The sequence below is a fragment of the Rhizobium sp. PAMB 3174 genome (genome assembly GCF_052908375.1).
In genome coordinates this window covers 1,022,816-1,046,952 of sequence record NZ_CM128608.1, presented here as the reverse complement: position 1 = coordinate 1,046,952, position 24,137 = coordinate 1,022,816, and the positions used below count along the sequence as shown (strand labels likewise).

The window sequence follows — 24,137 nt, the reverse complement described above, 5'->3', positions numbered from 1 at the left end:
CAATTTTTTCGTCCGTCAAGCTTCATACGCGAAAAAGCGCCGAATTTGCGGAAAAAACCTTTAACAACCGGGGTCCGGACCTTCACCATCCATCTGGACCATAATGTAGGAGCGCCCGGTTCAAAGACAAGTGCAGGCACGATCACGCAATCTTCACCCCTGAAATCGTGCGTCAATGCCCCCGTTTCCGGATCAATAGCAGCGATTGCGAGGCGCTGCAAATTTCGGCAGCGCGCTCCGGCTCTATTTCTTGCCCGCAACGCCCTTGACGCGGCCGGACATCACCCCGAACCCTTCGATGATCGCCTCCTGGTTTTCCAGGCGCACCCCCTCCTGGTGCACCTCCTGAAGCGCCAGCATCAGCTGCATCATGCGGGTCTCGTCGCCCGCCTCCGTCGCCTCGGCGATTTCGCGCTGCAGCTCGGCCTTCTGTCGCGACAGCGCTTTCGTCCGCTTGTGCAGGGCGATCGTCTGCAGGTAGCCGTCCCGGGCATCCTCCTCCGCAGCCTCCGCCGTCGCCGTCCACAGCCGCGCATTGCGTACCTGCTGCTCGAGGCTGGCGATCAGCGGCGCGAAACCCTGCCGTTCGAGTTCTTCCATCAGCAGCTCGCGTGAAAGCTTCGGACCGAGCGCCGCGGCCGAACCGAGCAGCACGGGCCAGAGCCGCTGCAGCTCGCGGTTCTCGTAGAGGATGGTCGACACCTCGTCATATTCCGACAGAAGCAGGCCGGGATGATTGGCGATCGTCAAGGCCAGCACGCTTTCGCGCAGCGGCGGCTGCGAATGGTGGCCCTTGACCATGCCCGAGCCCGAAAGGCTCTGCGAAGCGAGCGTGGATTTCGCCGGCGGCTGTCCCCTGCCGCCGCCGCCCCGGCGCGGGCCGGCATTGCGCCGATCGCCGCCACCGCCGGACGATGCGAATTGCGGACGGAAGAAGGCGTTCAGCCGGTCGCGCATGTCCTGCTGATAATGTCGGCGGACATTCTCGTCGGCAATCACCGAGGTGATCTGGCGAAGCCGCGCCTCAAGCTCTGCCCGCTTTTCCGGTGTATCGTACTGACCCGCCTGCACCTCCCGGTTCCAGAGCATTTCGGAGAGCGGCTGCGATTGCGCGGCCATCCGGTCGAAGGCCGCCCGTCCGTCGTCACGCACGAGATCGTCCGGGTCCTTGCCGTCCGGCAGCAGGATGAAGCGCACGGAGCGGCCCGGCTTGATGTGCGGCAGCGCCAGATCGGCGGCACGGTTGGCGGCGCGTATGCCGGCGCCGTCACCGTCGAAGCAGAGCATCGGCTCCGGCGTCATCCGCCACAGGAGTTCCAGCTGGTTCTCGGTCAAGGCTGTGCCGAGCGGCGCGACCGCATTCTCGATGCCGGCCTGATGGAGGGCGATGACGTCCATGTAGCCTTCGACGGCGATGACCGTCGAAGCGCCTTCGCTGCCGCCGAGCGCGCGGCGGGCGCGGGCAAAGTTGAACAGCACGTTGCCCTTGTGAAAGAGCTCGGTCTCATTCGAGTTGAGGTATTTTGCCGGCGCGTCCGGCGACATGGCACGGCCGCCGAAGGCGATCACCTTTTCGCGCGACGACAAGATCGGAAACATGATCCGGTCGCGGAACCGGTCGTAGGAAACCGGAATGTCCGGTCCATGGACGACAAGGCCGCAAGCCTCGATCTGTTCCTTGGCAACGTCCTTGCCGGCGAGATACTCCTTCAGCGCATTGCGGCTTTCCGGGGCAAAGCCGAGACGGAAGGTCTCGATCGTCCGCCCCGATAGGCCGCGTTCACGCAGATAGGCACGCGCCCGCGCACCGGAGGCCGACTGCAGCTGATCCTGGAAGAACTGTGTCGCCATTTCCATGACGTCCTCGAGCGTGGCGCGCTGGCGTTCGCGCCGCTCTGCCTGGATGTCGGGCTTGGGCATCGGCACGCCGGCCATGTCGGCGATCTGCTCGACGGCTTCGGGAAACGGCAGTCCGTCGAGCTCGGTCAGGAAGCGGAAATGGTCGCCCGACACACCACAGCCGAAGCAGTGGTAACGGCCCTTCCTGTCCTCGCAGTGAAAGCTCGGCGACTTCTCTCCGTGGAACGGGCAGCAGGCCCAGTAGTCGCCACGCGACGGGTTCGTCTTCTTGCGGTCCCACGTCACCCGACGTCCGATGACGCTCGAAATCGGCACCCGATCTCTGATCTCGTCAAGGAAGGAAGGGGAAAAGCGCATCGCGGCTCCGGATTTCGCAGACAGACAATTTACATGAACTCGGCAGTGCCATCATCCGATATTCGCCGGCAGTCAACAGCAATTTGAAAACCGGCCCAAACCTCCATATACCCTGCCGCTCCGGCTTACCAATTTGTAATCTAATTACCGATATTTAATTTGAACCGGCGGGGGCCGGGTCGTAAGTTCTTAATCACCGGACAGGGTCTACCCCACCCCCACACGCAGAACCCAGTCCGGTGTTGCCGATGCCGCTGCACATCCCCGCCAACCTGGCAGCGCTCGGAAAGACAAAAGGGCAGGAACTTCCCGGTTCCTGCCCCTTGTTTTTTCCAGGGCCGGAGCCCTGAGCTTCTGTCGCAGCCGCCTACTTCAGCATATCCTTGACGACACCGGAGGCCTTGCCGAAATCCATCTGGCCGGCATAACGCTCCTTGAGCGCGCTGATGCACTTGCCCATGTCGCGCAGGCCCTGCGCGCCGGTTTCCGCGACCACGGACGCACACACTTCACGGATACGGTCTTCGGACAGCTGCTGCGGCATGAACGAACGGATGACCTTTATTTCGGCCAGTTCCTGATCGGCAAGCTCCTGGCGGCCGGCTTCCTGGTAGATCTTGGCGGATTCCTCGCGCTGCTTGATCATCTTGGCGAGGATCTGCAGGATCTCGTCGTCGGAGACGGGGTCCTTGCCGACGCCTCGGTTGGCGATATCGCGGTCCTTGATCGCGGCCTGGACGAGGCGGATCGTCGAAATCCGCGGCGCGTCCTTCGCCTTCAAGGCGTCCTTGAGTTGAGTCGATAGTTCTTCACGCATTTTTGGTTCACTCCTGCAGGAACGGATCGGCTGGCGCCCTCGTGGAGCTGCCCGCCAGACATTCTGCGTTTCTGCTGTCTTTTCGCCCTATTTCGCCGTCTCATAGACCAGAGCCCAAGCAACAATCAAATTAAAAGCACAAGCCATTGAATCGATTGAATCTCGTCAATCGCAAACTTGTCGCTTCCGTTGCACTGGACACCGGTCCGATGAAATTTCCTTCAAAGATTTGCAAGTGCCGATTGACCGCCCGCCGGGCTTTCATTATTTACCGTCACCTGCACAGAATTCAAAAACGGCTTTGTCCCGCGGGAGTTCCCTCGGGGCCCTTTGCTGCAGCTATAAATGGCCCGGGCGGTCCGATCTTTCAAGATCACCCGCCGGCGGGCCGGAAACGGATAGTGATGACCGCGACCCCAGCATGGACTCCCAAGAAGCCTACCGCCCTCCTCGTCCTTGCGGACGGAACAGTGATCGAAGGCACCGGCATCGGTGCAACCGGCAAGGTGCAGGCGGAAGTCTGCTTCAACACGGCTCTGACCGGCTACGAGGAAATCCTCACGGATCCCTCCTATCTTGGCCAGATCGTTACCTTCACCTTCCCGCACATCGGCAACATCGGCACCAATGACGAAGACATCGAAGACCTGACGCCGGCAGCCCGCCGCGGCGCGGTCGGCGTCATCTTCAAGGCCGACATCACCGAACCGTCCAACTATCGCGCCGCCAAGCACCTCGACGCCTGGCTGAAGGCCCGCGGCATCATCGGCATGTGCGGCATCGACACGCGCGCCCTGACCGCCTGGATCCGCGAGAACGGCTCGCCGAACGCCGTCATCGCGAACGACCCGTCCGGCGTCTTCGACATCGACACCCTGAAGGCTGAAGCCAAGGCCTGGAGCGGCCTAGAAGGCCTCGACCTCGCAAAGGAAGCCACCACCGGCCAGTCCTCCACCTGGACGGAGACGCCCTGGGTCTGGAACGAAGGCTATGGCGAACTCGATGCCGACAAGGCCGCCTATCACGTCGTCTGCATGGATTTTGGCGTCAAGCGTAACATCCTGCGTCTGTTTGCCGGCCTGAACTGCAAGGTGACGGTGCTGCCGGCAACGGCGACCGCCGAGGACGTCCTTGCCCACAAGCCGGACGGCGTCTTCCTCTCGAACGGCCCGGGCGATCCGGCTGCGACCGGCGAATACGCCGTTCCGGCGATCAAGGGACTGATCGACAGCGGCATCCCGATCTTCGGCATCTGCCTCGGCCACCAGATGCTGGGTCTGGCCGCCGGCGGTAAGACGATGAAGATGCACCAGGGTCACCACGGCGCCAATCATCCGGTGAAGGATCACACGACCGGCAAGGTTGAGATCGTCTCGATGAACCACGGCTTCGCGGTCGATTCGAAGTCCCTGCCGCAAGGCATTGAGGAGACTCACATATCGCTGTTCGACGGCACCAATTGCGGCCTGCGCATCACCGGCAAGCCGATCTTCTCGGTCCAGCATCACCCGGAGGCCTCCCCCGGCCCCCAGGACAGCCATTATCTCTTCCGCCGCTTCGTCAACCTGATCCGCGAGCAGAAGGGCGAGCCGGCGCTGGCCGAACGTTGAGCCTCTAAGGCATTGTGAAACCCAAAGCCCGGAGCGATCGCATCGCTCCGGGCTTTTTTTTTGCGCGCCCCGCTTGACCTCAACTTTACTTGAGGCCGTAGAACGCTGTCCGCAGTCATCGCCTCCTAAATCGAAAGGCAAAGAGATGAGCGGAAACCTCTACAGGATCGACAAGTTTTCAGTCCCGGCCGCCGCCCGCGACGAATTCCTCGTCAACGTGCAGCGCATGGATCGCATTCTCAATCAGATGGAAGGCTGTCTCGGGCACCGGATACTGGAACAGGTGAGCGGCCCCGGCGAATTCAACATCGTGACGATTGCCGAATGGGAAAGCGAGGCTGCTCTCAGCAAAGCCCGCGAAACTATGGCGGAGGCCCAGGCGGCCATGAACTTCGATCCGAAGGAGCTGATCGCCCGGCTCAGCATTCGCGCCGACATCGCCAACTATGCCGAGGTCAGTGGCTGACGGGCGCCATCTCGGTCATCCACCGCTTCTCGCGCTTTACCAGCAGGTAGAAGCGCACCAGCAGCGCGGTCGCCGCCGTGCCGAGCCCGACCATGAAGCCGTACCAGATGCCGGCGCCGCCAAAGCCGAGCTTGAAGGCCAGCACATAGGCGAGCAGAAGCCCGATCGGCCAGTAGGAGATCAGTGCCAGGATCATCGGAATGCGGGCATCCTTCATGCCGCGCAACAGGCCCGCGCCGACCGCCTGCATGCCGTCCATCAGCTGGAAGATCGCGGCGATCATGATCAGCGTCGTCGCGTAGTCCAGCACTGCGGGCGCTTCCGGCAGCGAGGTGTCGAGATAGAGGCTTCCGAGGAACCTCGGGATGGTGGCAAACAGCGCCGCCCCGGCGCATTGCGTGACGACGGTCAGGCCGAGAATGGTCAGCGACGCCCGCACCAGCGCTTCGAAGTCGCCGCGCCCATGCGCCACGCCAACCCTGACGGTCGCGGCCTGCGACATCCCAAGCGGAATCATGAAGGCGATCGAGGCAAGCTGCAGCGCGATGCCGTGCGCGGCAAGCTCGATCGTGCCGATCCAGCCCATCAGCAGGGACGCGGCGGTAAACAGGCTGACTTCGGCGAGAATGGTAATCGCGATCGGCATTCCGAGCCGGACGACCTCGATCAGGCCCGGCCAGTCCGGCCGCCAGAAGCGGACGAATAGGTCGTAGGCACGCGTTTCGGCACGCGTCTGCACGTAGAACACAAGAACCAGGAAGCCAAGCGTATGGACGCATGTGGCAACGATCGCGGCACCCTGCAGTTCCAGGCGCGGCAGGCCGAAATGGCCGAGCACGAGCGCATAGGCGAGCACCGCATTCGAGATGAGCATGACCAGCGTCACATAGAGGATGATGCCGGCCCGGCCGATGGCGCTGACCAGCGAGCGCAGCACGTTGAAGCCGAGCGCCGGGAAAATGCCGATGCCGGCGATCTTCAGGAATTCGCCGGCAAGGCGCGCAACCTCGGGCACCTGCCCCAGCTCCAGCAGGATTGTCTCGGCGTTGAAGAACAGCAGCAGCGACAGCAGCGAGTAGGCGATCGACGCCCACAGGCCCATGCGTACCGACCGCCGGATCGAGACGGCGTCATTGCGCCCGTAGGCCTGCGCCACCATCGGCACGACCGCATAGGAGAAGCCGGAGCCGAAGATCAGCAGCGTGAAGAAGAACTGGCTGCCGAGCACGATCGCGGCAAGCTTTTCAGCGCCGAGCTGGCCGACGATGATGACATCCGTCGTGTTGATGCCGACCTGCGCCAGCTGCGCGCCGATCAGCGGCAGCCCGAGCAGAAGCGTCGCTTTCAGATGCGCGGACCAGCGGTTGTCTTCCGCCGTCGCGACCGCCTGAGAACCGGCCATGGACATTGCTGTTCCTCCAAATGCGAAAACGCCGATCCCGGGAATGATCCGGAATGCGGCGCGCATCTGCCCTTAATATATCCCCGCCGGCCCGACCAGCAAAAACGGGAACAGGTCAAAACAATTGATCCGCAATTCAGCCGCTCTGATGGAAGGCAATACGAAGCCCGAACGGACGGGCAACATGCGACCTTGTCCAGCTCGTTTTCCTGGCCTTCAGCACCGCGGAAGCCGGAATCGCGAGTTCATCGTCGCAAGCTGTCTCGCTGCCTGGTATCCAGGGCGACCATCAGACCGGATTGGAAAAGGTATCGCAGGACTCGAGATTGCCGGTGTCGAAGCCGCGCTTGAACCATTTCACCCGCTGGGCCGAAGTTCCATGGGTGAAGCTGTCCGGCACCGCATAGCCCTGCGTGCTTTTCTGCAGGGCGTCGTCGCCGATCTGGTTGGCGGCCTTGAGCGCTTCTTCCAGATCGCCCGGGTCCATGTAGCCCTTGTCCTTCTCGGCGCGCCCGAAGATGCCGGCAAAGCAGTCGGCCTGAAGCTCGACGCGCACGGAGAGCCGGTTGGCCTCGTCTTGGCCCATCTTCTGGCGCATGCGGTGATATTCCGGCAGGATGCCGAGCAGGTTCTGCACGTGATGGCCGACCTCGTGAGCGATCACATAGGCATCGGCGAAATCGCCGGCGGCGCCGAAGCGCTGCGACAGTTCGTCGAAGAAGTCCATGTCGAGATAGACCTTGCTGTCGGTCGGGCAGTAGAACGGTCCCATCGCCGACGACGCCTGCCCGCAGGCAGACGGATAGGCGCCGGAAAACAGCACCAGCTTGGGCGCCACATAGGTCTCACCGCTCTGGTCGAGGATTTTCGTCCAGGCGTCTTCCGTATCGGCAAGCACGGTGGCGACGAACGCCTTAGTCTGGCTGTCCGCCGTGCTGCCGGAAGGCGACGTGCTTTGCTCATAGCCGGAGCCTGAGCCGCCAACGCTGCCGCCCCCCTGGTTGAGAAGCTGCAGCACGTCGATGCCCATGGCCTTCAGCACGAAGAAGATGATGACGAGCACCACGATGGACCCTATGCCGCCACGCCGCCCACCGCCGCCGGTGGAGGGAAAATTGATGCCGCCCCGTCCGAACGGGCTGCGGCCGAATCCGCCCTGGCGCGAACTGCCGCGAACATCCTCGACGTTGTCGGACTGACGGCGTCCCTTCCATTCCATGCTGTTCTCTCCCGAATGTGCTGTGGGAGAGATTATAGGCTTTGCTCGTTGCTTTGGTAGAGCCGAAACGTCACCGGGAGAGCTGTTTTTGCCAGACCGGCCAAAGGAGGAGAACTGCCGCCAGCAGGATGGCAAGGCCGAGCGGCCATGCGGCGAGACTGCCGCTGAACATGACCGTGTTCATCAGCCGGCCGGGAATGAGAGTGAAACCGCCCGCCACCACGATCCCGCCGACATACATGCCCAGCACATGTCTGCGGTGGCCGCGGATATCATGGCGGCGCGCCGCCTGGATCGCCCGCAGGGCGGCAAAGATCACGTAGAACGAGAGGAGATGGATCGGACTGAACGGGCCGACGAGACGGATCGTATGAATGAAGAAGGACGAAACCGCCGTTGCCACCATGAGCCCAAGCCAGATCTTGCCGAGCAGTCTGTGCAGCGCCGTCCCTTTCGGACGAAGCAGGAGATAGGCGCCGAGCACAGCGGCAGGCACCACGGTGGCGACATGGAGCTTTATGGCGAGGCCGGCATGGAGAAGTGGTTCGAGCGTCATGGATTTTTCCCTTGCCATGGACGTGGCGAGTTGAAGTCCCGCGGTTTTTCATCCATCTCTCGGGCATGCTCAAAGGAAAGAACGCCAACGAACCGGAAAACTTCGCAGACGGCGGGCGCCTGCAATTGGCGCTTCGCGAACTGCAGGTCTTCGCCTCCTCCCCACGCTTCTGGCTGACCTTCGCGGCCGTCGTGCTGATCTTCGCGATTTCCGGTCCTTTCGGGACTTCGCAGAGCATGGGGGTCCTGCCGCGCTTCGCCTTCTGGCTCATGCTGCACGGCATCGCCTGGTCGCTGGCCGTCATCTGCGTCGTCAGTGCGAAGGTTCTTTTGGCCGAGCATATCGAGAGCAGCCTGATCCGCATGTGCATCGGCGCCATCGTTGCGGCAATTCCGATCGGCATCGCACTGGAGCTGATCCTCTGGTCATGGGAGAGAACACCGCCGAGCCTTGGGGGATTCCTTCACAATGCCGCGCTGAGCCTACCGCTTTCGCTCCTTTTCTGCCTCTTGTCTTATCTCGCCATGAGCGGCAGCGCCGCACCGTCGGCCGCAACCGAGATGCCACAGCAGTCTGCCGCACCGACCGGCAGCGACGCCGTGCCGCTGCTGGACCGGTTGAAGCCGGAGCAACGCGGCGCGATCCTGCGGCTCACCGTCGAGGATCATTATACGGCCGTGACCACCAGCCGCGGTCGGGCGCTGGTACTGATCCGCTTTGCCGATGCCATGAAAGAGCTCGGCGAGACCGCGGGAATGCAGGTCCACCGCTCGCATTGGGTGGCGCACACCCATGTTGCGGAACTGCTGCGCGACGATGGCCGGCTGACATTGAGGCTCAAGGACGGCGACGAAGTTCCCGTCAGCCGCACCTATGGCGCGGCGGTGCGTGCGGCATTCCGTCCGTGAGCGCGCCGGAACTTGACCGGCTCCCGCTCAGCTGCGAATGACGGCTTCCGCTCACATCCGATGACCTGTTTCGCATGATACGCCACATCGTCTTCTTCACCGCCAGGAACCCGCAGGACCGTGACGCCGTCTATGAGGGGCTGGCTTTGCTCACCGGCATTCCGGACAAGCTGCATCTGGAAATCGGCCGCAACTTCCGCAACGACCCGATCAGCCCCGGCGGTCCGGATTTCATCGTCTACGGCGAATTTGCGGATGAGGAGCAGCTGGCCCGCTACAAGGCGCATCCGCTCTACCAGACCTCGATCGAGATCGTCCGGCCGTTGCGCGACATGCGGATCGCGGCGGATTTCCTGTCCGGCTGACGGGGTCGCCGCCTCGCTATTCCTGCGACGCGTTGCGCACCGTCTCGTCCAGCCCGTCGACGAAGCGCGGGAAGAGCGCGGCGAAACGCTCGATATCTTCTTGCGTCCAGTCGGCGACGATCGTCTCCAGAACCTGAAGCTTGACCGCGTTCATCTCCCTCTTGAAGGCGATGCCCTCCTCTGTCAGTTCAACGACCGTCCGGCGGGCATCCGCCTGGGACACCGTGCGGCGGAAAACGCCGCGCTGCACGAGATCGGCAATCAGCCGGCTCGCCCGTGAATGATCCACCCGCATCAGTTCCGCGACGGCACCGACGGTCGCCTCGCTTTCCGCACTGCTGCGCCGGACCGCTTCGATGACGTCGAGATGCGAGAGGTCAAGATCCGGCGCGGTGCGGCTGATCATAAGCCGCCCGAGCATGCGTCGGCCGATCATCAGGCGCATGCGCGTCATCGCTTCCGAAATGGCCTCGATCTGGCCGGCCAGCTCCTGCGTTTCCAAGGGCGTCACGAGATCGGCGGTATCGGTCATCATTGCTCCAGAATTACCGCCGCGGGCGGTCACCTTGCCGACAATAGCAAGATTACGTGCAAAAGTCACTAAATTGTACATTGACAATTATATGTTAAAGTCACATAAATTGCCGTCCTCATTTCACCGTTGCCATAAAGACCCTTTTCAATGACCACCACGACCATTTCCGCGACCATGACCATGCCGGCGCAGCATCAGCCGCTGGTCAGCGACCCGCGCCAGCGCATCGTCGTTTTCCTGATCCTGCTGACCGGCATGTTCATGGCGACGCTCGACAACCAGATCGTCTCCACCGCCCTGCCGACGATCGTCGGCGAATTCGGCGAACTGGAGCGCTTCGGCTGGGTCGGCTCGGCCTACCTTCTGGCCTCCAGCGCCGTCATGCCGATCTACGGCAAGCTCGGCGACCTGTTCGGCCGCAAATATGTGATGATGGCGGCGATCCTCATCTTCACCGTCGGATCGCTGACCTGCGGACTGGCCGTATCGATGAACACGCTGATTGCCGCCCGCGTCCTCCAGGCGCTCGGCGGCGGCGGCATTATGGTGTCGATCTTCTCGATCAACGCCGACCTGTTCGAGCCGCGCGAGCGGGCCCGCTACCAGAGTTATGCCAGCCTCGTGCTGATGATCTCCGGCGCCATCGGCCCGACCCTCGGCGGCACCATGAGCGACCTCTTCGGCTGGCGCTCGATCTTTCTCGTCAACCTGCCGATCGGCATCGCCGTCCTTATCGGGCTGGCCATCCTGCTGCCCTACAAGAAACCGGTCCGCAAGCCGAAGATCGACTATGCCGGCGCCGCCCTGCTGGCCGGAGCGATCGCCAGCGTCGTGCTGTGGGCCGACAGTTCGGAATTGTTCGGCGGTCTGCTTGCGCCAAAAAGCCTCGCAGTCATCGCCTTCGGCCTGGCCTGCCTCGGCGGCTGGATCATGGTGGAAAAGCGGGCGCAGGAACCGGTGGTGCCACTCACCCTGTTTTCCGACTCCACGGTCAGCCTCCTGCTCTACATTTCCCTGATCTCCGGGGCGATCGGCATCGGCATGTCGAACTACTACGCACTTTACCTGCAATCGGGCCTCGGCATGTCGCCGACGGTCGCCGGCCTCTTCTTCATTCCGTTGACCGGAGGGATTGCGATCGGCTCACTGTCGGCGGGGCGCATCATTTCCCGCACGGGCGACTACAAGGTGTTTTCGATCCTCTCGACCGCGACCGGCGTCGCGACCCTGACGGCCGTCGCATTCTTCGGCGCGACCGTGCCGCTTTGGGCCCTTGTCGTCCTGCTGCTCGTTCAGGGGTTGGGCATAGGCTGCGGCCAGCAGGTTCCTGTCCTCGGCGTCCAGAACGCCGCCCGCCGCTCCGATACCGGGGCCGCCACCTCCACGGTGACGCTGACCCGCATGGGCGGCGCGTCGATCGGCATCTCCATCTATGGCGCCATCCTGTCGGCGGGCGTCGCCGGCCACACGGTGCCGATTGCCGGCGTGGACGATATCGAGAAACTGACGCCTGCCGCAGTCACCGCCCTGCCCGAGGCGGCCCAGCACGCGATCGCCCAGATCTATCTTGCCGCCTGCCAGCCACTGTTCCTGTCCGCCGCCTTCATCAGCCTGACGGGCCTGATAGCGGCGCTGTGCCTGAAGAACATCAAGCTGCCGGTGAAACACGGCGGCGGGGACTGAACGACGACAGCGGGCAGCCGCACCTCCGTTCCATCGCATACCGCCAATCCGGCCCCAAAAAGGAAGCGGCGCCTGCAACCGATGCAGACGCCGCTTTTCATTCGTCAGTGGCCTGAAAGCCTGGAAATCAGTTCATGCTGTCCGTGCTGTAGCTGTCGACGCGCTGGCGATCGACAATCATGACCGAGCCGTCGGCCTGGACCTTGTAGATTTCCTTGTAGCGCTGGCCGTCATTCACGAACTGATGGTTGAAGATGCTGCCGACCGGGGCCTTGGTCAGACGCACTTCGCTGGGATTGGTGTAGGTGATGCTGCCCTTGATCGGCTCGATGGCGAAAGCCGAAGAAGCACCGATAGCGGAAACGGCAAGCGTGAGAGCAATAATCTTTTTCATCGTATTTTCCTTTCAGTGTCAGTTTTGCGAACACGGCCACGAGGGGGCTGGCCGGTCCGGCGTCCGCCAATCGGACGTCTGATACAGATACTCATAACCCCCTGGAAAAGTTTCACTGTCCGGTGGCTTTTTTTTCGCGGTGCGATACCGCGGGCGTTTTGCGAACGCTCGCAATGAGGCAGGAATACAGTGCTTTTGAAGTGTCCTTCGTACGCTCCGAATACCGAGGTGAGCGACATCGAAAGCGGATGCTCCTCCTCCCTCATTCCTGTGCTTGTCACAGGAATCCAGCTGCGCGAAGTCCTTCGCGCAGGAGACTCGCTTTATGGGAGAAGAGTCTTCTGGCTCGCCGACGCTCGCCCGCTGGATCCCCGGGACAAGCCCGAGGATGAGGGTGATCTCGGAACGTCCGGAGCTCCGCATTCAATGTCGAGAATGGAAAAATCCCTCCAAATGTCGTGATGCTCCTGAATTCCAGACTTCTTTGCCCCCAATCCACATTAGCGATTCAATGCCCGAAGGGCAGAAAAAGCGCGCCTTTGATGCCAGCCTGCTTGCAGGCATCCTTGAAGACATCGTCGCAGATAAAGGCCGACGCCATTTCGGCCAGCCTGAAGAGATGCGACAAACCGATGACCTCGTGATGGATTTTGACGTCTTGGTCAGTCCCGGCTCTAGGTGAAAAGGCGGGTTTGCCTCCGGGCCCGACAGACCAGGATAGGCCCGTCGACGCCTCCCGATCGACAGCGGACAAGAAGACTGTCGTCGCGCTGCAAAGCCAAGTCTCGCGGGCAGGTTCTCCGCTCTTGGTGACCGTCTCACATTGGATAAATTCGCAAGACCCCGGCGCAACGGTATCGATCACATCCTTGACCGCCTTTGAGATCAACAAATAGGCACCCATTTTTTCAACGTCACGCGGCGGCCGCCCCAGTTTCTTGTCGATGAGAAAGCGTGGGACCTCTTCATAATGCGGAAATAGCCACGGCCCCCGGGGCAAAACGAGATACCCATCAGGCCAGGGCTCCCAATTGTTCAAGCCGGAGCCGATCTTGCCGACCTGAAGGCGCTCGCGGTTGACAAGCTCCCAGCCCGCCGGACCTCCAAGACGGAAGTTGTGCACAAACTCGTAATAGGCCATCGGCTTTTCTTTGCGCGGCGCCATGTGAAAACTCTCCTGAAATTTGCACCAGGTATTCAATGTCCGTAGGGCAGGAAAAGTGCGCCTTTGATGCCCGCCTGCTTGCAGGCATCCTTGAAAAGGTCGTCACAAAAAAATTGTGACGACGACTCAGCCAACCTGAAGAGGTGCGATGAACCGATGATTTCGTGACGAAATTTGAGGTTTTTGTCCGCACCTGGACTCGGCGAGAAATATGGCTTGCCGGTGGGACCTCGGTACCAATCTATGCCCGTCGACGCCTCCCGATCGACAGCGGACAAGAAGACTGTCGTCGCGCTGCAAAGCCAAGTCTCGCGGGCAGGTTCTCCGCTCTTGGTGACCGTCTCACATTGGATAAATTCGCAAGACCCCGGCGCAACGGTATCGATCACATCCTTGACCGCCTTTGAGATCAACAAATAGTCGCTCAGTTTTTCAACATCACGCGGCGGCCGCCCCAGTTTCTTGTCGATGAGAAAACGTGGGGTCTCTTCATAATGCGGAAATAGCCACGGCCCCCGGGGCAAAACGAGATGACCATCCGGCCAGGGCTGCCAATTGTTCAAGCCCGTTCCAATCTTTCCAACCTGCAGGCGCTCGCGGTTGACAAGCTCCCAACCCACCGGGCCTCCCAGACGGAAATTTTCCGCAAACTCATAATAGGCCATCGGCTTTTCTTTGCGCGGCGCCATCTGAAAACTCTCCTTCAATAGGTCAGCGGCGAAACAAGCCCTTGAAGCCTTTGGCTTTGCCGGTGGACTGTTCGTAATGCAGGGCGTGGACCGTCTGTCGTGTGCTCTTGCGGGACGGCTGGTGACGAACAGTCGCTTTGCCTGTCACGTCCTCGCCGACAGAATCGCCATCTTTCAGGACAGGGCCATTGTCGATGAGATATGCTGCGACCCCGAGCAATTCTTCGTTCATCCGGTACACCCGCACCCCTGGAAATCGCTCCGGCTAAATCAGTGCAAACGCCACATTTGCCCACCGTTTAAAAAGCCAATCACAAAATTAGAAACCAAGATAGCGAAATGACAAACTCAACGCTCGCTTGGAGCGCCAGCATGGAAAACAAGCTCCACGCCTCCCCTCCCCAACTTTCCTGCGTCACACCCCATTTTCGGGGTTCCGTTCGCCAAAACATTTGCCTATAAGGCCCACCTAGCCTTTAGACAGATACGCCCTGCACCCGGCCGGTTCCAACCGCGCCGGCTTTTCATGCAGGCTGGACACATAAAAGACGGAAAACGCCCATGCCGAAGCGCCAAGATATCAAGTCCATCCTCATCATCGGCGCTGGGCCAATCGTCATCGGCCAGGCTTGCGAGTTCGACTACTCCGGCACGCAGGCCTGCAAGGCGCTGAAGGAGGAAGGTTATCGGGTCATCCTGGTCAACTCCAACCCGGCGACCATCATGACCGATCCGGGCCTCGCGGATGCGACCTATGTCGAGCCGATCACCCCGGAAGTCGTCGCCAAGATCATCGCCAAGGAACGCCCGGACGCGCTGCTGCCGACCATGGGCGGCCAGACCGCGCTCAACACCGCACTGTCCCTGAAGCGCATGGGCGTGCTGGAGCGCTACAATGTCGAGATGATCGGCGCCAAGCCGGAAGCAATCGACAAGGCCGAAGACCGCGCGCTGTTCCGCGAGGCGATGGCCAAGATCGGGCTCGAAACCCCGAAGTCGATGCTGGCGAACGCCACCGACATCAAGGATACCGACCGCAAGACGCATGAGGCGCAGCGCGCCGAACTGCGCGGCAAGCTTTCCGGCGACGCACTCGACAAGGCGCTCGACGAGCTGGAAAACCAGTGGAATCTCGGCGAGAGCGACCGCAAGCAGCGCTACATGAGCCATGCCATGGCGATCGCCGCCCAGGCGCTTGACGAGATCGGCCTGCCGGCCATCATCCGCCCGTCCTTCACGCTCGGCGGCACCGGCGGCGGCATCGCCTACAACCGCTCGGAATTCTTCGACATCGTCTCGGGCGGCCTCGACGCCTCGCCGACCACCGAAGTGCTGATCGAGGAAAGCGTTCTCGGCTGGAAGGAATACGAGATGGAAGTCGTCCGCGACAAGGCGGACAACTGCATCATCATCTGCTCGATCGAGAACATCGATCCGATGGGCGTCCACACGGGCGACTCGATTACGGTCGCGCCGGCCCTGACGCTGACCGACAAGGAATACCAGATCATGCGTAACGCCTCGATTGCGGTGCTGCGCGAGATTGGCGTCGAAACCGGCGGCTCGAACGTGCAGTTCGCCGTCAACCCGGCAAACGGCCGCCTGACGGTCATCGAAATGAACCCGCGCGTGTCGCGCTCGTCGGCGCTTGCCTCCAAGGCGACCGGCTTCCCGATCGCCAAGATCGCCGCGAAGCTCGCCATCGGCTACACGCTCGATGAACTTGAAAACGACATCACCGGTGGCGCGACGCCGGCCTCGTTCGAACCGTCGATCGACTATGTCGTCACCAAGATCCCGCGCTTCGCCTTCGAAAAATTCCCAGGCGCCTCGCCGACGCTGACGACGGCGATGAAGTCGGTCGGCGAAGTCATGGCGATCGGCCGAACCTTTGCCGAATCGCTGCAGAAGGCTCTGCGCGGTCTCGAAACGGGCCTCACCGGCCTCGACGAGATCGAAATCCCCGGCCTTGGCGAAAGCGACAGTGGCGACGACAAGAACGCCATCCGCGCCGCGATCGGCACGCCGACCCCGGATCGCCTGCGCATGGTCGCCCAGGCCCTGCGCCTCGGCATGTCGCCTGAGGAAGTCCATGCCGGCTGCAAGATCGACCCGTGGTTCATCGCCCAGCTGAAGGCGATCGTCGACATGGAAGCCCGCATCCGCGAGCACGGCCTGCCGAAGGATGCCGACAACCTGCGCATGCTGAAAGCCATGGGCTTCTCCGACGCCCGCCTTGCCTCGCTGACCGGCGGCAAGCCGAAGGACGTCGCCATGCTGCGCAATTCGCTCGGCGTGCGCCCGGTCTTCAAGCGCATCGACACCTGCGCGGCCGAGTTCGCCTCGCCGACCGCCTACATGTATTCGACCTACGAGACACCCTTCGTCGGCGCCGCGCGCTCCGAAGCGCAGGTCTCCGACCGCAAGAAGGTCGTTATCCTCGGCGGCGGCCCGAACCGCATCGGCCAGGGCATCGAGTTCGACTATTGCTGCTGCCACGCCGCCTTCGCGCTGAAGGATGCCGGCTTCGAGGCGATCATGGTCAACTGCAACCCGGAAACGGTCTCGACCGACTACGACACCTCCGACCGCCTCTATTTCGAGCCGCTGACGGCAGAAGACGTGATCGAAATCCTGCGCGCCGAGCAGGAGAAGGGCGAACTCGTCGGCGTCATCGTCCAGTTCGGCGGCCAGACGCCGCTGAAGCTCGCCGAAGCGCTCGAAAAGAACGGCATCCCGATCCTCGGCACCGCGCCGGACATGATCGACCTCGCCGAAGACCGCGACCGCTTCCAGAAGCTTCTGATGAAGCTCGATTTGAACCAGCCGAACAACGGCATCGCCTACTCGGTCGAGCAGGCACGCCTGGTGGCGGCAGAGATCGGCTTCCCGTTGGTCGTCCGCCCATCCTACGTGCTCGGCGGCCGCGCCATGCAGATCATCCATTCGGAAGGCCAGCTGCAGAGCTACCTGCTCGATACCGTTCCGGGCCTGGTGCCGGAAGACATCAAGCAGCGCTACCCGAACGACAAGACCGGCCAGATCAACACGCTGCTCGGCAAGAACCCGCTGCTGTTCGACAGCTATCTGACGAACGCGACCGAAATCGACGTCGACTGCCTGTGCGACGGCAAGGACGTGTTCATTGCCGGCATCATGGAGCACATCGAAGAGGCCGGCATCCATTCCGGCGACTCGGCTTGCTCGCTGCCGCCGCGCACGCTGGCTCCGGAAATGATTGCCGAACTGGAGCGCCAGACGACCGAGATGGCCAAGGCGCTGAACGTCGGCGGCCTGATGAACGTGCAGTACGCCATCAAGGACGGCGTGATCTACGTGCTCGAAGTCAACCCGCGCGCCTCGCGCACCGTACCCTTCGTCGCCAAGACCATTGGCGCGCCGATCGCCAAGATTGCCGCCCGCGTCATGGCCGGCGAGACGCTGGACACGGCCATCGCCGCTTACGGCGAGAAGCCGGACGTGAAGAACCTGAAGCACATCGCGGTCAAGGAAGCCGTCTTCCCGTTCGCCCGCTTCCCCGGCGTCGACACGCTGCTCGGGCCCGAAATGCGCTCGACCGGTGAAGTCATCGGCCTCGACACCGATTTCGCGCTCGCCTTTGCCAAGTCGCAGCTCGGTGCCGGCGTCGACCTGCCGCGCGACGGTGCGGTCTTCATCTCGGTGCGCGACGAGGACAAGGACCGCATGCTGCCGGCAGCGAAGATTCTGTCCGAAATCGGCTTCAAGGTGCTGGCGACTGGCGGCACCCAGCGCTACCTCGCCGAAAAGGGCATCGAGGCGGTGAAGATCAACAAGGTTCTGGAAGGCCGCCCGCACATCGAGGACGCCATCCGCAACCGGCAGGTCCAGCTGGTCATCAACACGACCGACGGCAACAAGGCGATCTCGGATTCGAAATCGCTGCGCCGCGCCGCGCTGATGCAGAAGGTCCCCTACTACACCACGCTCTCGGGTGCCCAGGCCGCCGCCGAGGCTATCCGGGCACTCAAGGCCGGCAACCTCGAGGTGAGATCGCTGCAGAGCTATTTCTGAGTGCTCCGAGTGCTTTGATCATCCAAAAGGCAGGCTTCGCGCCTGCCTTTTCTCTTTGTGCTACGTGATTGGCGGCCGCGATCATCCTCCGCGACGATTTCGCACATGCGAAATGGAAAATGCCGCTCCAGTTTCATGGGGGAGATCAAAGGAGATCACCATGAAGCGCGAAGACGTTGTCAGGAATGCCTTTTCCATGCCGCTCGGTTCGCCGGCCTATCCGCCGGGGCCGTATCGCTTCACCAATCGCGAGTTTCTGGTGATCACCTACCGCACGGATCCGGACAAGCTGCGTGCGCTGGTGCCGGAGCCTCTGGAAATCCCCGAACCGCTCGTCAAATTCGAATTCATCCGCATGCCGGATTCCACCGGCTTCGGGGACTACACCGAAAGCGGCCAGGTGACGCCGGTCAGCTATCGGGGCCGCAAGGGCAGCTACTCGCTGGCAATGTTCCTGAACGACGGCCCGCCGATCATGGGTGGCCGTGAACTCTGGGGTTTCCCGAAGAAATTCGCCGAACCGCAACTCGCCGTCCATCGCGACACGCTGGTCGGAACGCTGGATTACGGACCGGTCCGCATCGCCACCGGCACGATGGGGTTCAAGCATCGACCGGCAGACGAGAACGCGATCCTTGAAGGGCTCGCCGAACCGAACTTTCTCCTGAAGATCATCCCGCATGTCGACGGAACCCCGCGCATCTGCGAACTGGTCGAATATCCGATCACCGACGTCAAACTGAAGGGCGCGTGGACCGGACCCGCCGCGCTGGAACTTCACCCGCATGCGCTGGCGCCCGTCGCCGAACTGCCGGTTCTGGAGGTGAAAAGCGCGGTGCATTTCGTCGCCGACCTGACCCTCGGCCTCGGCAGCGTCGCCCATGACTATCTTGCCGGTTAAGGCTCGCCGGCCTCACGCCCGCCGCTTGCGCTTGGCGACGATCGCGAATGCGATGCCGCCGAGGACGAAAAGGCAGGCGATGACGAAGCGAAGTGTCATGGTCTCGGTGAGGAAGAGGATCGCGCCTAGCGCGGCGATGACCGGAACGGAAAGTTGTACCAGCGCCGCCTGGAAGGTCGAAAGGCCGCCGAGCGCCCGGTACCAAAGCGAATAGCCAAGTCCGGAGGCAACGACGCCGGAGACGATGGCAAGGCCCGCGCCGCGCGAGGTGGCGCTGCCGGCGGCCAGAGCGTAGATCGCCAGCGGTACGCAGAAGGCGGATGCCCGCAGGAAATTGCCGGACGTCTCCTTCAGCGGTTCCTTCGAACCATGGCCACGCAGCGTGTAGATGCCCCAGGAGATACCGGAAAGCACCATCAGCAGGCTGCCGAGCGGATCCGGCGTGCCGACGCCGGGCAGGATCAGATAGACGAAGGCGAGAAAGGCGACGGTGAAGCCGGCCAGTTCGGACAGGCTCATGCGCTCGCCCCGGATCAGGCTGAAACCGACCATGGTCGCCTGCACGGAGGTAAACAGGATCAGCGCGCCGGTCGCCGCCCCGAGCATCAGGTAAGCGAGAGAAAAGGCGATCGCATAGGCAAAGAGCGCACCGGCCGCAATCCAGTTGCCGGGAATGGCGGGCATCTTCGCCTCCCCCGGCCGTCGGCAGATGAAGAAGAATAGGAAGACAGCACCGGAGAAGATGCGAAGCGCGGTGTAGCTCGCGGCATCAATGGATCCGTCCCCAAGCGCCAGCCGCGCCAGAAGCGAATTTGCGGCGAAAGCGATCATCGCCGCGACTGTCAGCCCCGCCACCGGATTCATATTGCCCTCCCGGCCGGTTAGACGCGTCCCCCCGGCTCCCCTCTGCCGATACAGTATCCGCCTACCCCCGTTCACCGTCAATCGGCACAAAGCCGTCAGAGGGCGAGCGGCCCTTGCTTCAATCCCGGGTTCAGTTTGCCCCGCCCATCGCAATCCGCTAATATTCCCGCTGCACACGCTTGAGGGGAGCCGCATGCCATGGCCAAGACCATCGTCATCCTGTTCGACGGCACCTCGAACGAGATCTCCGCCGATCGATCCAACATATTGCGGCTCTATGGCTGCCTGCGGCGGACGGAGAACCAACTCGTCTATTACGATCCCGGCGTCGGCACCTTCGGCGCGGACAATGCCTGGTCGAAGCTGTGGCGCAAGACGGTCGAGGTCTGGGGGCTGGCGACCGGCTGGGGGCTCGACCAGAACGTCAAGGAGGCCTACCGCTTCCTCGTCGAGAACTATCAGCCCGGTGCCCGCGATAGGAGCGGCAAGCGACTGGAGGAAGACGACCAGATCTTCATCTTCGGCTTTTCCCGGGGCGCATACACCGCCCGTGTGCTGGCCGGCTTCATCCACGCGCTCGGCATCGTCAAGCCGTACCAGTTGAACCTCGTCGACTACGCCTACCGCACCTACAAGGCGATCAGCGACACCGAGACGACGGCGGTGACCGAAATCTCCGCCGAAGAGGAAAAGGGCGGCGAGGCGCCTCCTCCGTCCGCCTTCCTGACCATGCGGCTCTACGAGCGGACGCTGAAGCCCTACCGGCCGGCGATCAAGTGCCTCGGCCTGTTCGACACGGTCGCCTCCGTCATCGAAATGGGCAAATATTTCCCGCGGCTGAAGACGCATCCCTTTACCGACAGGAACCGCAGCGTTGAATTCGTTCGCCATGCGCTGGCGATCGACGAGCGCCGGACGATGTTCAATCCGCAGCCATGGCCGGCGGGCGAGCCCTATTGGGGCGGTCCCTTCAAGCCGCGCGACGACAAGAAAGTCCACCTGCAAAACGTCGAGGAAGTCTGGTTTGCCGGCGTGCACGCCGATATCGGCGGCGGCTATCCGGAAGACGAAAGTGGCCTCGCCAAACTGCCGCTCCTCTGGATGATCGAGGAAACGAAACCGCTCGGCCTCGATTATGCAACCCGCACCGTCAACGAAATCGTCCGCGGCAAGCGCGGCAAATATATCGAGCCCAATCCGCTGGCCGCCCGGCACAATTCCATGCGTGGCCTCTGGCCGCTGGTCGAGTTCATCCCGCGCCGCATGCCGAAAACCTCGTGGCGCGGCGGCCCTTCCCTGCTCGGTTGGTATGTCCCGTGGTTCGACCGCCGCCGGGTCGAGGACGGCGCGACGCTGCACACATCCGTCATCGAAAGGATGAACGGCGTCCCCGTCGACGGCCCATACATGCCACCGAACCTGCCGGAGACATATCGCACCGCACCGCCGGCCCTGCCGAGGAAGCCCGCGTCCGCGCCGCTGCTTGACGGAAGCGCAGCCAAGGCGAAGACGGCGAAGAGGAGCACCACCCAAAAGACGCAGAAGTCGCCCGGCCAGACATAGGGACCTGGCGCCCGGAATTCGTCGCAAAATCGATCGGAACAATCTTCCTCAAAAGCCGTTCGCCTCTAAGACGCAGGGGAACGATGATGCATGATATCTGGACGAAAACCGGCATGGCGCTGTTGATGGCGCTGGGCATGGCGTGGAAGACGGGCTGGTCGCTCGTCCTCGGCTTCACCATTTCTTCCGTCATGCAGTCGCTGGTGCCCTCGTCCAAGATGAAGGATTATCTCGGCAAGGGAACGGCGAAGGAAATCGTGCTCGCCTCGGCCGCCGGTGCCGCAAGCTCCTCCTGCTCCTATGCCTCCGCCGCCATCATGCGCACCCTGTTCAAGAAGGGCGCGGCGCTGGTCAATGCGCTCGCCTTCCTGTTCGCCTCCACCAATCTCGTCATCGAGCTCGGCGTCATCCTGCTCCTGCTCATGGGCTGGCAGTTCATGCTCGGCGAATGGATCGGCGGTATCGTGCTGATCGCCATCATGGCGGTCCTGATCAAGCTCACCTATCCAAAGAAGCTGGTGGAGGAAGCCCGCAACCACGAGGAGACCAGCAAGGGTCACGAGCACATGTCGATGGCGGTCGAGGGCGAAACCTGGCGCGAGCGGGTGAAGAACCCGAAGATGCAGGTCAGTGTCGCGCAGAACTTCGCCATGGAATGGTCGATGCTGTGGAAGGACATGCTCGCCGGCTTCGTCATTGCCGGATTTCTGGCCGCCTTCGTGCCGGACAGCTTCTGGAAGGCGCTGTTCCTCACCGACGCCTCCGAATGGATCAAGGTGCCGGTCAATGCCGTCCTTGGCCCGGTGATCGCGGTGCTGACCTTCGTCTGCTCGATCGGCAACGTGCCCTTCGCCGCCATCCTGTTTTCCGGCGGCATCTCGTTTGGCGGCGTGCTGGCTTTCCTCTATGCCGACCTCATCATCCTGCCGTTGCTCAACACCTATCGGCGCTATTTCGGCTGGAAGATGGCGGCTTACATGGCCGGCATCCTGTTCGTGACCATGGTCGCCGCCGCGCTGGTGATGGACGTCGCCTTCTCCGCGCTCGGCCTCATTCCCGAAGGCACGATCGACATCCGCAGCCGGCTGACTGAGTTCAGCCTCGACTACACCTTCTGGCTCAACCTCCTGTTCGGCGCGCTTGCCGTCTGGCTGTTCTGGCTGAACCACAAGCACCCGATGGATCACAGCCACCATCATGATCACAGTGAGCATGATCACGGCAGCCATGACCATCACGCGGCGATGCACCACCACCACCATCATTGAGATCGCCTGACGGCCAGCGCCTCTTTCGCGGCGCGACCGGATTGACTCCCAAATTGAAGGCACATATTTAACCATTCAGTTATTTAACTATATGGTTCATTACAAAAATGCAGACCGACCCCCTTTCGAGCACGCTGCACGCCCTCGCCGATCCGACCCGACGGGCGATCCTTGCGAAGCTTTCGCGCGGCGAGAAATCCGTCTCCGAACTGGCAGAACCCTTCGACATGTCCATGCCTGCCATCTCGAAGCATCTGAAGGTGCTGGAGAAGGCCGGGCTGATCTCGCGCGGACGCGAAGCGCAGTGGCGGCCCTGCAAACTGGAGCCCGCGCCGCTGAAGGCGCTGGACGGCTGGCTCGAAGACTACCGGCGCATGTGGGAGGACCGCCTCGACCGGCTGGAAGACTATCTCAAGACACTGCAACAGGGAGGAGAAACCAATGACCCCGGCAAATAATGCGGAACAGGCGGAGGGTTTCGACACCGTCTTCACCCGCCTGATCGATGCGCCACGCCCCCTCGTCTACCGCGCCTTCACCGACCCGAAGATGCTTGCGCTCTGGTTCGGCCCGCGCGGTTTCGACGTTCCCGAATGCGAAACCGACCTTCGCCCGGGCGGCCGTATGCTGATCGTCATGCGGGGGCCGGACGGTACCCGATTCCCGATCGACGGCACCTACCATGCCGTCTCGGAGAACCGCCTGATCAGCTACACCAACGGCCTCGAGGGACACCCGCAAGCCTGGCACGACATGGTCAACGAGATGCGCGGCACGCCCAAGGGAACGCCAGTCACCCCGCCCGTGACCACCATCGAATTCGCCGACAAGGCCGACGGCACGCTGGTGACGATCACCACGTCCTTCCTGACGGTAGCCGACCGCGACGCCTTCACGAAGATGCAGATGCGCGCCGGCTGGAGCCACAGCCTCGACAAGCTCGCCGAACTCGCCTCCACCGACTTCAGCGGCAAGGACCACCGGGAGATCGTCATCACCCGCTTCATCGCCGCACCCGTGGCACTCGTCTGGAAGGCATGGAGCGACGTCGACGCCATTTCCGCCTGGTGGGGACCGGAAGGTTTCACCGACACGCCGATCAAGTTCGACTTCCGCATCGGCGGCGAATGGCTGCACACCATGCACGGACCGGACGGCACGGATTACCCGAACCGGGCGGTCTTCACAGACATCGTCGAGCATGAGCGCATCGCCTATGATCTCGGCACCGGCGAACCCGGTGACACCAACATCTTCCACACCACGGTCAGCTTCAGGGCGGTCGAGGGTGGCACCGAGGTCACGCTGCACACAGTGTTCGACACCGCAGCCCAGCGCGCCCACGTGGCAGGCTTCGGCGCGATCGAGCTCGGTTACCAGACGCTCGGCAAGCTGGACGCCTTCGTGATGAGCGCTTGAATCAAAACCTCAACCATCAGAATCAACGTCTAAGCGGACAGAG

Annotated in this window: 22 protein-coding genes; 11 read left to right on the top strand and 11 right to left on the bottom strand. The window is 62.3% G+C overall.

The features are described 5' to 3' along the window. Window positions 1-243: 243 nt before the first annotated feature. Together dnaG and ACU5AY_RS04940 are read right to left on the bottom strand one after the other, a co-directional pair. Entirely contained in the window at window positions 244-2,217 is a 1,974-nt protein-coding gene (dnaG, locus tag ACU5AY_RS04945) for a DNA primase (RefSeq protein WP_446828226.1), read from the bottom strand. A 367-nt stretch (window positions 2,218-2,584) separates the two neighbouring features. After that, complete coding sequence (locus ACU5AY_RS04940; protein WP_446823663.1) at window positions 2,585-3,034, bottom strand: GatB/YqeY domain-containing protein; 450 nt, start codon at window positions 3,032-3,034, stop codon at window positions 2,585-2,587. Window positions 3,035-3,438: 404 nt separating this feature from the next. On the opposite strand from ACU5AY_RS04940, the gene carA reads away from it, so the two are divergent. Together carA and ACU5AY_RS04930 are read left to right on the top strand one after the other, a co-directional pair. Then, window positions 3,439-4,644 (top strand): glutamine-hydrolyzing carbamoyl-phosphate synthase small subunit, encoded by a 1,206-nt coding sequence (carA, locus tag ACU5AY_RS04935; RefSeq protein ID WP_446828225.1) that lies wholly within the window; start codon window positions 3,439-3,441, stop codon window positions 4,642-4,644. Window positions 4,645-4,789: 145 nt separating this feature from the next. After that, a complete protein-coding gene (locus ACU5AY_RS04930) occupies window positions 4,790-5,110 on the top strand; it encodes an antibiotic biosynthesis monooxygenase family protein (RefSeq protein ID WP_446828224.1) in 321 nt (106 codons plus the stop codon). Here the strand turns inward: ACU5AY_RS04930 and ACU5AY_RS04925 are convergent. The 3 genes from ACU5AY_RS04925 to ACU5AY_RS04915 form a co-directional block, all read right to left on the bottom strand. Further along, complete coding sequence (locus ACU5AY_RS04925) at window positions 5,100-6,518, bottom strand: MATE family efflux transporter (RefSeq protein WP_446828223.1); 1,419 nt, start codon at window positions 6,516-6,518, stop codon at window positions 5,100-5,102. The genes ACU5AY_RS04930 and ACU5AY_RS04925 overlap by 11 nt on opposite strands. Window positions 6,519-6,801: 283 nt before the next feature. Beyond that, window positions 6,802-7,731: a KPN_02809 family neutral zinc metallopeptidase gene (gene ypfJ / locus ACU5AY_RS04920; RefSeq protein WP_446823659.1), complete on the bottom strand. Its 930-nt coding sequence runs from the start codon at window positions 7,729-7,731 to the stop codon at window positions 6,802-6,804. Window positions 7,732-7,801: 70 nt separating this feature from the next. Continuing rightward, on the bottom strand, window positions 7,802-8,287 hold the full coding sequence (locus ACU5AY_RS04915) for a DUF2306 domain-containing protein (protein ID WP_446828222.1): 486 nt from the start codon (window positions 8,285-8,287) through the stop codon (window positions 7,802-7,804). A 65-nt stretch (window positions 8,288-8,352) separates the two neighbouring features. On the opposite strand from ACU5AY_RS04915, the gene ACU5AY_RS04910 reads away from it, so the two are divergent. Together ACU5AY_RS04910 and ACU5AY_RS04905 are read left to right on the top strand one after the other, a co-directional pair. Next, the gene (locus ACU5AY_RS04910) at window positions 8,353-9,195 is read left to right on the top strand and encodes a LytTR family DNA-binding domain-containing protein (protein WP_446828221.1); all 843 of its coding nucleotides are present in this window, start codon (window positions 8,353-8,355) and stop codon (window positions 9,193-9,195) included. Between the two features lie 74 nt (window positions 9,196-9,269). Then, complete coding sequence (locus ACU5AY_RS04905) at window positions 9,270-9,560, top strand: Dabb family protein (RefSeq protein ID WP_446823656.1); 291 nt, start codon at window positions 9,270-9,272, stop codon at window positions 9,558-9,560. 16 nt (window positions 9,561-9,576) lie between these two features. Here the strand turns inward: ACU5AY_RS04905 and ACU5AY_RS04900 are convergent, their stop codons facing one another. Then, entirely contained in the window at window positions 9,577-10,095 is a 519-nt protein-coding gene (locus tag ACU5AY_RS04900) for a MarR family winged helix-turn-helix transcriptional regulator (RefSeq protein ID WP_446828220.1), read from the bottom strand. A gap of 174 nt (window positions 10,096-10,269) precedes the next feature. On the opposite strand from ACU5AY_RS04900, the gene ACU5AY_RS04895 reads away from it, so the two are divergent. Further along, on the top strand, window positions 10,270-11,778 hold the full coding sequence (locus tag ACU5AY_RS04895; protein WP_446826044.1) for an MDR family MFS transporter: 1,509 nt from the start codon (window positions 10,270-10,272) through the stop codon (window positions 11,776-11,778). A 127-nt stretch (window positions 11,779-11,905) separates the two neighbouring features. Here the strand turns inward: ACU5AY_RS04895 and ACU5AY_RS04890 are convergent, their stop codons facing one another. From ACU5AY_RS04890 to ACU5AY_RS04875, 4 genes are all read right to left on the bottom strand, one after another. After that, the gene (locus tag ACU5AY_RS04890) at window positions 11,906-12,172 is read right to left on the bottom strand and encodes a hypothetical protein (protein ID WP_446828219.1); all 267 of its coding nucleotides are present in this window, start codon (window positions 12,170-12,172) and stop codon (window positions 11,906-11,908) included. A 508-nt stretch (window positions 12,173-12,680) separates the two neighbouring features. Next, window positions 12,681-13,337, bottom strand: coding sequence for an imm11 family protein (locus ACU5AY_RS04885; protein WP_446828218.1), 657 nt, complete (start codon window positions 13,335-13,337; stop codon window positions 12,681-12,683). Window positions 13,338-13,369: 32 nt separating this feature from the next. After that, the gene (locus ACU5AY_RS04880; protein WP_446828217.1) at window positions 13,370-14,026 is read right to left on the bottom strand and encodes an imm11 family protein; all 657 of its coding nucleotides are present in this window, start codon (window positions 14,024-14,026) and stop codon (window positions 13,370-13,372) included. A 22-nt stretch (window positions 14,027-14,048) separates the two neighbouring features. Next, window positions 14,049-14,258, bottom strand: coding sequence for a hypothetical protein (locus ACU5AY_RS04875; RefSeq protein ID WP_446828216.1), 210 nt, complete (start codon window positions 14,256-14,258; stop codon window positions 14,049-14,051). 329 nt (window positions 14,259-14,587) lie between these two features. Here ACU5AY_RS04875 and carB point away from each other — a divergent pair, with 329 nt between their 5' ends. Further along, window positions 14,588-18,079: a carbamoyl-phosphate synthase large subunit gene (gene carB / locus ACU5AY_RS04870; RefSeq protein ID WP_446828215.1), complete on the top strand. Its 3,492-nt coding sequence runs from the start codon at window positions 14,588-14,590 to the stop codon at window positions 18,077-18,079. 160 nt (window positions 18,080-18,239) lie between these two features. After that, entirely contained in the window at window positions 18,240-18,980 is a 741-nt protein-coding gene (locus tag ACU5AY_RS04865; RefSeq protein WP_446828214.1) for an acetoacetate decarboxylase, read from the top strand. A 12-nt stretch (window positions 18,981-18,992) separates the two neighbouring features. Here the strand turns inward: ACU5AY_RS04865 and ACU5AY_RS04860 are convergent, their stop codons facing one another. After that, complete coding sequence (locus ACU5AY_RS04860) at window positions 18,993-19,844, bottom strand: DMT family transporter (RefSeq protein ID WP_446828213.1); 852 nt, start codon at window positions 19,842-19,844, stop codon at window positions 18,993-18,995. Window positions 19,845-20,042: 198 nt separating this feature from the next. Here ACU5AY_RS04860 and ACU5AY_RS04855 point away from each other — a divergent pair, with 198 nt between their 5' ends. The 4 genes from ACU5AY_RS04855 (at window position 20,043) to ACU5AY_RS04840 (ending at window position 24,094) form a co-directional block, all read left to right on the top strand. Then, window positions 20,043-21,407: a T6SS phospholipase effector Tle1-like catalytic domain-containing protein gene (locus ACU5AY_RS04855; RefSeq protein ID WP_446828212.1), complete on the top strand. Its 1,365-nt coding sequence runs from the start codon at window positions 20,043-20,045 to the stop codon at window positions 21,405-21,407. A gap of 83 nt (window positions 21,408-21,490) precedes the next feature. Next, window positions 21,491-22,675 carry a permease gene (locus tag ACU5AY_RS04850; protein WP_446828211.1) on the top strand — a complete coding sequence of 395 codons (1,185 nt, stop codon included), beginning with the start codon at window positions 21,491-21,493 and terminating at the stop codon, window positions 22,673-22,675. Window positions 22,676-22,782: 107 nt separating this feature from the next. Continuing rightward, a complete protein-coding gene (locus ACU5AY_RS04845; RefSeq protein WP_446828210.1) occupies window positions 22,783-23,133 on the top strand; it encodes an ArsR/SmtB family transcription factor in 351 nt (116 codons plus the stop codon). Then, window positions 23,117-24,094 carry an SRPBCC domain-containing protein gene (locus ACU5AY_RS04840; protein WP_446828209.1) on the top strand — a complete coding sequence of 326 codons (978 nt, stop codon included), beginning with the start codon at window positions 23,117-23,119 and terminating at the stop codon, window positions 24,092-24,094. The genes ACU5AY_RS04845 and ACU5AY_RS04840 overlap by 17 nt, the downstream gene beginning before the upstream one ends. The last annotated feature ends 43 nt before the right edge of the window (window positions 24,095-24,137 follow it).

Bases quoted from the DNA above. Each gene is read 5' to 3' on its own strand.
- ACU5AY_RS04925 (WP_446828223.1), bottom strand. From the start codon at position 6,518: ATGTCCATGGCCGGTTCTCAGGCGGTCGCGACGGCGGAAGACAACCGC.
- ACU5AY_RS04880 (WP_446828217.1), bottom strand. From the start codon at position 14,026: ATGGCGCCGCGCAAAGAAAAGCCGATGGCCTATTATGAGTTTGCGGAA.
- ACU5AY_RS04890 (WP_446828219.1), bottom strand. From the start codon at position 12,172: ATGAAAAAGATTATTGCTCTCACGCTTGCCGTTTCCGCTATCGGTGCT.
- ACU5AY_RS04915 (WP_446828222.1), bottom strand. From the start codon at position 8,287: ATGACGCTCGAACCACTTCTCCATGCCGGCCTCGCCATAAAGCTCCAT.
- ACU5AY_RS04865 (WP_446828214.1), top strand. From the start codon at position 18,240: ATGAAGCGCGAAGACGTTGTCAGGAATGCCTTTTCCATGCCGCTCGGT.
- ACU5AY_RS04855 (WP_446828212.1), top strand. From the start codon at position 20,043: ATGGCCAAGACCATCGTCATCCTGTTCGACGGCACCTCGAACGAGATC.
- ACU5AY_RS04895 (WP_446826044.1), top strand. From the start codon at position 10,270: ATGACCATGCCGGCGCAGCATCAGCCGCTGGTCAGCGACCCGCGCCAG.
- dnaG (WP_446828226.1), bottom strand. From the start codon at position 2,217: ATGCGCTTTTCCCCTTCCTTCCTTGACGAGATCAGAGATCGGGTGCCG.
- ACU5AY_RS04840 (WP_446828209.1), top strand. From the start codon at position 23,117: ATGACCCCGGCAAATAATGCGGAACAGGCGGAGGGTTTCGACACCGTC.
- ACU5AY_RS04860 (WP_446828213.1), bottom strand. From the start codon at position 19,844: ATGAATCCGGTGGCGGGGCTGACAGTCGCGGCGATGATCGCTTTCGCC.
- ACU5AY_RS04940 (WP_446823663.1), bottom strand. From the start codon at position 3,034: ATGCGTGAAGAACTATCGACTCAACTCAAGGACGCCTTGAAGGCGAAG.
- ypfJ (WP_446823659.1), bottom strand. From the start codon at position 7,731: ATGGAATGGAAGGGACGCCGTCAGTCCGACAACGTCGAGGATGTTCGC.
- ACU5AY_RS04930 (WP_446828224.1), top strand. From the start codon at position 4,790: ATGAGCGGAAACCTCTACAGGATCGACAAGTTTTCAGTCCCGGCCGCC.
- carB (WP_446828215.1), top strand. From the start codon at position 14,588: ATGCCGAAGCGCCAAGATATCAAGTCCATCCTCATCATCGGCGCTGGG.
- ACU5AY_RS04875 (WP_446828216.1), bottom strand. From the start codon at position 14,258: ATGAACGAAGAATTGCTCGGGGTCGCAGCATATCTCATCGACAATGGC.
- carA (WP_446828225.1), top strand. From the start codon at position 3,439: ATGACCGCGACCCCAGCATGGACTCCCAAGAAGCCTACCGCCCTCCTC.
- ACU5AY_RS04900 (WP_446828220.1), bottom strand. From the start codon at position 10,095: ATGATGACCGATACCGCCGATCTCGTGACGCCCTTGGAAACGCAGGAG.
- ACU5AY_RS04905 (WP_446823656.1), top strand. From the start codon at position 9,270: ATGATACGCCACATCGTCTTCTTCACCGCCAGGAACCCGCAGGACCGT.
- ACU5AY_RS04850 (WP_446828211.1), top strand. From the start codon at position 21,491: ATGATGCATGATATCTGGACGAAAACCGGCATGGCGCTGTTGATGGCG.
- ACU5AY_RS04885 (WP_446828218.1), bottom strand. From the start codon at position 13,337: ATGGCGCCGCGCAAAGAAAAGCCGATGGCCTATTACGAGTTTGTGCAC.
- ACU5AY_RS04910 (WP_446828221.1), top strand. From the start codon at position 8,353: ATGCTCAAAGGAAAGAACGCCAACGAACCGGAAAACTTCGCAGACGGC.
- ACU5AY_RS04845 (WP_446828210.1), top strand. From the start codon at position 22,783: ATGCAGACCGACCCCCTTTCGAGCACGCTGCACGCCCTCGCCGATCCG.